Annotated in this window: 6 protein-coding genes and 2 pseudogenes; 4 read left to right on the top strand and 4 right to left on the bottom strand. The window is 38.4% G+C overall.

The window, feature by feature from the left end; genetic code table 11:
• Nucleotides 1-320: 320 nt before the first annotated feature.
• The 3 genes from AFK68_RS35205 to AFK68_RS17290 all read left to right on the top strand — a co-directional run bounded on the left by AFK68_RS35205 (nucleotide 321) and on the right by AFK68_RS17290 (nucleotide 1,554).
• Entirely contained in the window at nucleotides 321-461 is a 141-nt protein-coding gene (locus AFK68_RS35205; protein ID WP_143437977.1) for a M48 family metallopeptidase, read from the top strand.
• Between the two features lie 147 nt (nucleotides 462-608).
• Nucleotides 609-794 carry a hypothetical protein gene (locus tag AFK68_RS17295; protein ID WP_094673847.1) on the top strand — a complete coding sequence of 62 codons (186 nt, stop codon included), beginning with the start codon at nucleotides 609-611 and terminating at the stop codon, nucleotides 792-794.
• 382 nt (nucleotides 795-1,176) lie between these two features.
• Complete coding sequence (locus AFK68_RS17290; RefSeq protein ID WP_094673846.1) at nucleotides 1,177-1,554, top strand: hypothetical protein; 378 nt, start codon at nucleotides 1,177-1,179, stop codon at nucleotides 1,552-1,554.
• A 450-nt stretch (nucleotides 1,555-2,004) separates the two neighbouring features.
• Here AFK68_RS17290 and AFK68_RS45570 read toward each other — a convergent pair whose 3' ends face one another.
• The 3 genes and pseudogenes from AFK68_RS45570 to AFK68_RS43530 form a co-directional block, all read right to left on the bottom strand.
• On the bottom strand, nucleotides 2,005-2,130 hold the full coding sequence (locus AFK68_RS45570; protein ID WP_371357434.1) for a PEP-CTERM sorting domain-containing protein: 126 nt from the start codon (nucleotides 2,128-2,130) through the stop codon (nucleotides 2,005-2,007).
• Between the two features lie 463 nt (nucleotides 2,131-2,593).
• A pseudogene (locus AFK68_RS17275) lies at nucleotides 2,594-3,499 on the bottom strand (choice-of-anchor L domain-containing protein); the annotation flags it as partial.
• A 421-nt stretch (nucleotides 3,500-3,920) separates the two neighbouring features.
• Nucleotides 3,921-4,055, bottom strand: coding sequence for a hypothetical protein (locus AFK68_RS43530; protein ID WP_256386597.1), 135 nt, complete (start codon nucleotides 4,053-4,055; stop codon nucleotides 3,921-3,923).
• 681 nt (nucleotides 4,056-4,736) lie between these two features.
• Here AFK68_RS43530 and crtD point away from each other — a divergent pair.
• Complete coding sequence (gene crtD / locus AFK68_RS17270; RefSeq protein ID WP_094673844.1) at nucleotides 4,737-6,275, top strand: C-3',4' desaturase CrtD; 1,539 nt, start codon at nucleotides 4,737-4,739, stop codon at nucleotides 6,273-6,275.
• A 173-nt stretch (nucleotides 6,276-6,448) separates the two neighbouring features.
• Here the strand turns inward: crtD and AFK68_RS45565 are convergent.
• Nucleotides 6,449-6,554, bottom strand: a pseudogene (locus tag AFK68_RS45565) (RNA-guided endonuclease TnpB family protein); the annotation flags it as partial.
• Nucleotides 6,555-7,005 lie beyond the last annotated feature (451 nt).

Here is a 7,005-nt window from a genome sequence, read left to right as displayed (position 1 = left end):
GTTTGCGTAGCATTCCGTTTGCGTAGCATTCCGTTTGCGTAGCATTCCGTTTGCGTAGCATTCCGTTTGCGTAGCATTCCGTTTGCGTANAGCATTCCGTTTGCGTAGCATTCCGTTTGCGTAGCATTCCGTTTGCGTAGCATTCCGTTTGCGTAGCATTCCGTTTGCGTAGCATTCCGAAGGAAAGGAAAGGAAAGGAAAGGAAAGGAAAGGAAAGGAAATGAAAGGAAAGGAAAGGAAATTGGTCATAAAACAACTTTAGAGTTTCTTGATTCTTTGCAAAAGCTGTATTTTGCTGATAGCTGACTGCTAAGAGCTGAATGCTTACAAATTATCAAATTTTAGGAGATTTTCTTAGAAAGCATGGTCAGCATCAAGTGGCAATTGACTATTATCATAATGCTTTGAAAATTTTTCCAAAAAATGAATTAATTTATGGGTTTATTGGGGATACTTACTGAGAAATTAAGCAGTTTAATGAAGCGATTGATTATTATGAAAAGGGAATAGAGTTAAGTCCTGATACTGTTTGGTTATATATTAGATTAGCTGGAATTTTCAGAGACCAAGGAAATTGGGAGTAAGCTATTAGTTATTATCGGCAAGCAATGGAGTTAAATCCTGATAATTCTTTGGTTTATTTGATGAAGTTAGAAAAATTGGTAGAAGCGGAGTCAATTTTTCAGGAATTGTCAGAATATTCTAGTGAAGGTTATCTCGGTTTAGGTAATTTATATTTTCGTCAATCCAAATATCAAGCAGCTATTGATAATTATCAAAAAGCTAGTAGATAGGGAAAAATTTTATCTGCTTATCCTCACCTCTGTCGATGTTTTTTGACTATTGGCAATCTAGATAAGATTAATGAATTTGTAGATGATTTTATCGCCAGAAAATATCTATTTAATTAGCATCGCCTGATTAATGAAATTATTGAAGCTTGTGAATTAGCAGCTAATGGTAAATTAGATATGGCATGGAATATTTATCAGATTAATTTAGAAACTTGTCGAGATTTTTATGGCAAGAATTTACTAGAAGGTTTGCAATAACTGAATTAATGAAACTTGAAACAGCTTTTCATGCTTATCATAATACTCACTCAGATTATACTTTTCTAATTTCCTATGAGGATGTAGTTTCCCAGTCAAATAATTTTAAATTACTCTTTAATTTTTGGGTGCTAAATATCCAGAAAATATCGATAAAATTTTATTAACTCCTCACAGTTACGGGCAGAAGAATATTCAGACTTATGAAAATTTTCTGCTTAAACTAATACCTGCATCTTTATATAGTCACTTATTTTCTGTCTGTAAAATTCATAATGTGCCAAACAAGATATTACTAGGTCAAGAATTTAATCTTGCGGGTGTAGTCATTCCCACAAATAATCAAATTTCTGTTTCGGCAATATATACAATTTATTCTGGTCAAGTAATTCAAGGAAAACTTGGTTTAAGCTCTCCAGTATATGGCAAGAAATATCCTGGAGTTAAAGTTAGTAAAAATGCTCGTTTTACAGCGGTTTTCATTTCAGTAGACCACAAGTAGGGGCGTTTGCGGAGCATGACCTTAGGAAATGCCATTCGCCCTTACAGGGTTCTGGTTATGACGGTGTGGTTTATCAATCTGAAAAGGGCTGTAAGTTTCATAACATTGTTGTTAATCAGTCAGCAAGATTAAATATTTTTGTAGAAATAAATAATCATCAAAAAATAGAAATAGCTACACTTTATGTTTTTTAAAAAGCGGTTAGCAATTAGCAAATTGAATGTACTGGACTAATGGACTAAAGCAGCTAAAATAGTTGGAACTCGGAAGTAGGGAGTAATTCTAAATTTCCGAGTCAGGAGTAGGGAGCAGTTCTAATAAAAGTGGGAAGTAGGGAGTAANTTTCCGTATCAGGAGTAGGGAGCAGTTCTAATAAAAGTTAGGAAACGAGTAGTGTAAGAGGTGAATATTGATAATTCATACCGGGATTATCTAACACTGTTAGAGATATTAGTTATGAGACTTGGTTGATTTTTTCTTGAGCAATGAACCTGCAAAACCAACTCCTAACAAACCTATAACTTTAGAAGGTTCAGGAACATCTTCAGGGTTTTGAGCTGGAGGTTCTCCCAACATACCTCCAACTATAGGCGCTTCAAAAACATCTTCAGTGTTTTCAACTGGAGGTTCTCCCAACATACCTCCANGGAGGTTCTCCCAACATACCTCCAACTATAGGCGGTTCAGGAACATCTTCAGTGTTTTGACCTGAAGTTTCTCCCAAGATACCTCCAACTATAGGCGCTTCAAAAACATCTTCAGGGTTTTCAACTGGAGGTTCTCCCAACATACCTCCAACAATAGGCGGTTCAGGAACATCTTCAGTGTTTTGACCTGAAGTTTCTCCCAAGATACCTCCAACAATAGGCGGTTCAGGAACATCTTCAGTGTTTTGAGCTGGAGGTTCTCCCAACATACCTCCAACAATAGGCGGTTCAGGAACATCTTCAGTGTTTTGAGCTGGAGGTTCTCCCAACATACCTCCAACTGTAGGCGGTTCAGGAACATCTTCAGTGTTTTGAGCTGGAGGTTCTCCCAACATACCTCCAACTGTAGGCGGTTCAGAAACATCTTCAGGGTTTTGACCTGAAGTTTCTCCCAAGATACCTCCAACAATAGGCGGTTCAGAAGTTTCTCTATCCGAAAAACTTCTGGCTTGAATGAACACAGCAGAATCCCAGGCTTGATCGCCCGTGTCAGCGATCGCTAGTTTAATAGAATGAGAACCAGATTCTAATCCTAATGCTTGTGCAGTAAAGACATTAGTAAAACCATCATATTCTATATCAAACAATGGTTCACCATCAATAGGGTCATTGTTGTTGAAAAATTCTGAGTTACTAGGAGTCGGATCTTGTCCAGGTTCAGGATTACCGTTATTAACTGTATTGATGGCAACTGGAGTATTGGTACCAGGAATTAAGGCAATATTCTTTCCATTTAGGAAGAAACCGAAGACATCATTGAAGTTAGTATTTACAAATTCGTTATATTCCTCCGAGGCAAATACATACTCGAAGAAAACATTACCCCCTTGAGTTTCAAAGTCAAATTCTAGAATAGTTGCATCCTGTGTTCTTGATTCTGTAATTAACCCATCTAGATCTGGATCTCCAGGAAGTTTATTCTTGGTGGTTGTGTGATCTAAACTATTAGGACCTTTAGCATCCATTGCTGTTCCTGTAGTCAAAATAATACCTTGATCGATGCCAATTCCAGATGATAATCCATTTGTGAAAATTCCTGAAGCACCATCTGCACCTATGTAGTTGATAGAATCTTGTTCAACTGTAATCCCACTTCCCAGAATTTCATTTACCAATTGATTCCCATTATTACTGGTAGTTATGGAAATTGCTTGAGCTATAGTTGTTCCACTAAAGGCAACAAAAGCTGTTCCAGCAACAGTCATTGAAACTTTTTTGATGAATTTTGAAATATTCATGCCCTGATTTCTCCTAAAAAATAAAATCATTAAGGTTGACACAACTTTAATAATTAATTGGTTGCTTTTTAAAGTTGTTTTTGTAAGATCTTTTAGATATTGTTATTATCCGTAATTTTTCGGTTGTATTGGGTAATATTTATCAATTGAATTACTGAAATAAATCACTAAAACTAGTGACATAAATCACTAAAATATGAGTTATTCTCGTCAGTATTTTTGAGTTCCTTATCTCCTTTCTAGCATATCTACGGAGAAACCAGATTACTTTTGAATGAATTTTCGATAACTTTACCAAATCTTCATAATCGGCTATTACTTTGATTGCAATATTGCAATATATCCTTTCTAGCATATCTACGGAGAAACCGGATTACTTTTGAATGAATTTTCGATAACTTTACCGAATCTTCATAATCGGCTATTGGTGTGATTGCAATGTGGTAGTATATCCTTTCTTACACTTATCGCGATTGGGAGTTACAGAAATCCCCTGAGCTAGAGTTGCTGCGACGAGAGTCATTGAAAGTTCCTTGATTAATTTTGAAATAGTCATAGCTTGATTTTTCCACAGTATAATTACTTATAGCAATGAGCGCTGGTATATTTACAAATTGTAGTAGGGCCAAAAGAGCTATAACTCTTATATTATCGGTAATTTATTCCCCCTGTTGCCTGTTCCCTGTTGCCTGTTCCCGGAGCACAGCGCTATATGTTTTCCACTTTAAATTTATCAACTTCTCTCAGTGAATTCAGGCATTTTTTTAAATCAACAACAATATTTCACGAAATCTTTAAAAAAAACACCCACGAATGTGAAGATTAAATGAAGTACAACAGTTTACCCTTGACTGATAGTCGCTGGTGTGGTTATAATTTTTTACAAAAGTCACAAGTTAGATTTTATAGAAGCCCTAAGCGTATCTCCAGAAAATAGGTTCTCAGGAGAAATAATTGATAATTTATGGGTAAAAATTGAAAATTGATTTGATGATTAGATGAGTGGGAGATATCTAATACACCTCATCTCCCCTACTCCCCCACTCCCCTACTCTCAATCTATAATTTTAAATAGATCCCCTTAGGGGTTCTATAGACTCAAGACTTTGAAGCTACTTCCCCTCCGTGATAAAACTACGTTTTCGGCTGTCGCCGAAACCCTTTTCCTTGCCATTTGCCATTAACTATAAGAACGGATTATATTAATATTTAGTTAAAAAATGTTAATAATTATCCCATGTCCTCTAAAAAGACTATACAAAAATCAAAAATTGTGGTATGCGGTGCAGGTATTGGCGGCCTCACCACAGCAGCCTTACTGGCCCACCGAGGCTACGAAGTCCAAATATTTGACCAAGCTATCATTCCCGGTGGCTGCGCCTCAACCTTCAAACGGCGTGACTTCACTTTTGATGTTGGTGCAACTCAAGTGGCAGGTTTAGAAACCGGTGGCATCCATCACCGGATTTTCTCGGAATTGGGAATTGACATCCCGAACGCTACCCATTGCGACCCTGCCTGCGCCGTATTTCTCCCCAGCGAAACTGAACCCATCAACGTTTGGCGCGACCCCGACAAATGGCAGGAAGAAAGACAACGGCAATTTCCCGGTAGCGAACCCTTTTGGCAATTAATGACAAAACTGTTTGAGGCAAGTTGGAAGTTTCAAGGGCGCGACCCAGTTTTGCCTCCCCGAAATATTTGGGATCTGTGGCAGTTAGTAAAAGCAGTGCGCCCGGATACTCTAATTACAGTGCCATTTACTTTAATGACGGTGGCAGATGCTTTGCGGTTATATGGCTTAAATGATAATCTACGATTGAAAACTTTTCTAGATTTACAATTGAAACTTTATTCCCAAGTTGGTACCGAGGAAACAGCTTTACTTTACGCTGCGACTGCTTTAGCTGTTTCTCAAGCTCCTCAAGGTTTGTACCATCTAGAGGGAAGTATGCAGGTTTTGAGCGATCGCCTAGTTGCAGCTTTAGAAAGAGACGGAGGTAAATTGTTTATGGGTCATACTATTGAACATATATATATAGATAGTGGCAAAGCTAATGCTGTTAAAATTAGAAATCAGAAAACAGGGGAAACTTGGGTAGAAACTGCCGACCATGTTGTGGCAAATGTCACGGTGCAAAACTTAGTGAAATTAGTGGCAGACGAAAATCAACCACAAACCTCACACCCAATACCTGGTTACAAACGCCGAGTTGATAAACTCCCGTCTCCCTGGGGTGCATTTGTGGTGTATTTGGGAGTCGATGAAAGCGCTATTCCGGCAAACTGTCCGCCCCACTTGCAATTTTTCTATGATTATGACGGACCTATTGGGGAAAATAATTCTTTATTTGTGTCAGTGAGTCATCCGGGAGACGGTCGCGCCCCCAATGGTAAAGCGACAATTACTGCCTCAAGTTTTACCGATACTCAGATTTGGCGACATTGCCAAGATTATCAGGAGTTGAAACAGAAATATACGGAGGAAGCGATCGCTCGTTTGAGTGAATATTTTTATTTAAAACCAGAAACAATAGTTCATCACGAAGCTGCTACACCTCGTACTTTCGTCAAATTTACGGCACGGGATGAAGGTATTGTTGGTGGTGTTGGTCAGCGTCTGACAACTTTCGGACCCTTTGGCATTGCTAATCGAACTCCGATTCAGGATTTGTGGTTAGTGGGAGATTCGACTCATCCGGGAGAGGGTACGGCGGGAGTATCTTATTCAGCTTTAACTGTAGTGCGACAAATTGAAGTTGAGGAAGGAAGGTAGAAGGCAGAAGGGAAGTCTCATGGAACGTCCCTACAAGAGTTGTAGCAAGTTCAATAAATATTAGGACTTGCTGAATAAGTCTTTTAGTAAGGGGAAGGAGTCAGGAGGTAGGGAAGTTGCATAAGGGCGTCCGTACGGAGTCAGGAGAAATGGGAGTTATAGAGTAGGTAGTCAACAGCCTTAGCTAGGTTGTGATTTGACATCATACCTGATACGTTTAAGTCTTCTATTACTATTTGGCTCTGGTTTTTAGCCTGCTGAAGTAGTCAGTTTATGCAAAAGCTGGATGGAACAATAATTATCTGAGTCTGGTTCTGAATTCTCTCTCCTCTTGAATCAGGTAATGGTAGTTGAACACTTGAGTGTGCGATCGCTTTTTTGCTCAATTGTTAAGTTTTGTGTGCGTTGCCCTGCCCTTCCTCCCCATCCTCCCCACACTACTGCTTTTTTGAGCAAACCATAATTAGGGCTTGCTGATTAATTCTAAAAGCTTTGATATATCAAAGCTTTAGCTTTTTTTTGCCCTTAAAAAGTGCGCCTGTTTCAGTCTAAAACGCTCAAAAAGTTAGTATTTTGGGCGCATCGTTGGGCAAAAAAATTACTTCCCTACTCCCCTACTCCCCTACTCCTTAAAAAAGACTTTTTCAGCAAACCCTATTTAGTAAATGTGCTATACTACAAATTAAAGTTAAGATGGGCATTTTTGTGAGTTTTAACCTACGCTTAAAGA

It is taken from the genome of Hydrocoleum sp. CS-953 (assembly GCF_002260545.1).
Taxonomy (GTDB): Bacteria; Cyanobacteriota; Cyanobacteriia; order Cyanobacteriales; family Microcoleaceae; genus Trichodesmium.
The sequence above is the reverse complement of the archived record's forward strand: the minus strand, read 5'-3'. Positions and strand labels throughout refer to the sequence as shown.

Excerpts from the sequence above, each read along its gene's own strand:
- AFK68_RS35205 (WP_143437977.1), top strand. The coding sequence starts at position 321 with ATGCTTACAAATTATCAAATTTTAGGAGATTTTCTTAGAAAGCATGGT.
- AFK68_RS17295 (WP_094673847.1), top strand. The coding sequence starts at position 609 with ATGGAGTTAAATCCTGATAATTCTTTGGTTTATTTGATGAAGTTAGAA.
- AFK68_RS45570 (WP_371357434.1), bottom strand. The coding sequence starts at position 2,130 with ATGTTGGGAGAACCTCCAGCTCAAAACCCTGAAGATGTTCCTGAACCT.
- AFK68_RS43530 (WP_256386597.1), bottom strand. The coding sequence starts at position 4,055 with ATGACTATTTCAAAATTAATCAAGGAACTTTCAATGACTCTCGTCGCA.
- crtD (WP_094673844.1), top strand. The coding sequence starts at position 4,737 with ATGTCCTCTAAAAAGACTATACAAAAATCAAAAATTGTGGTATGCGGT.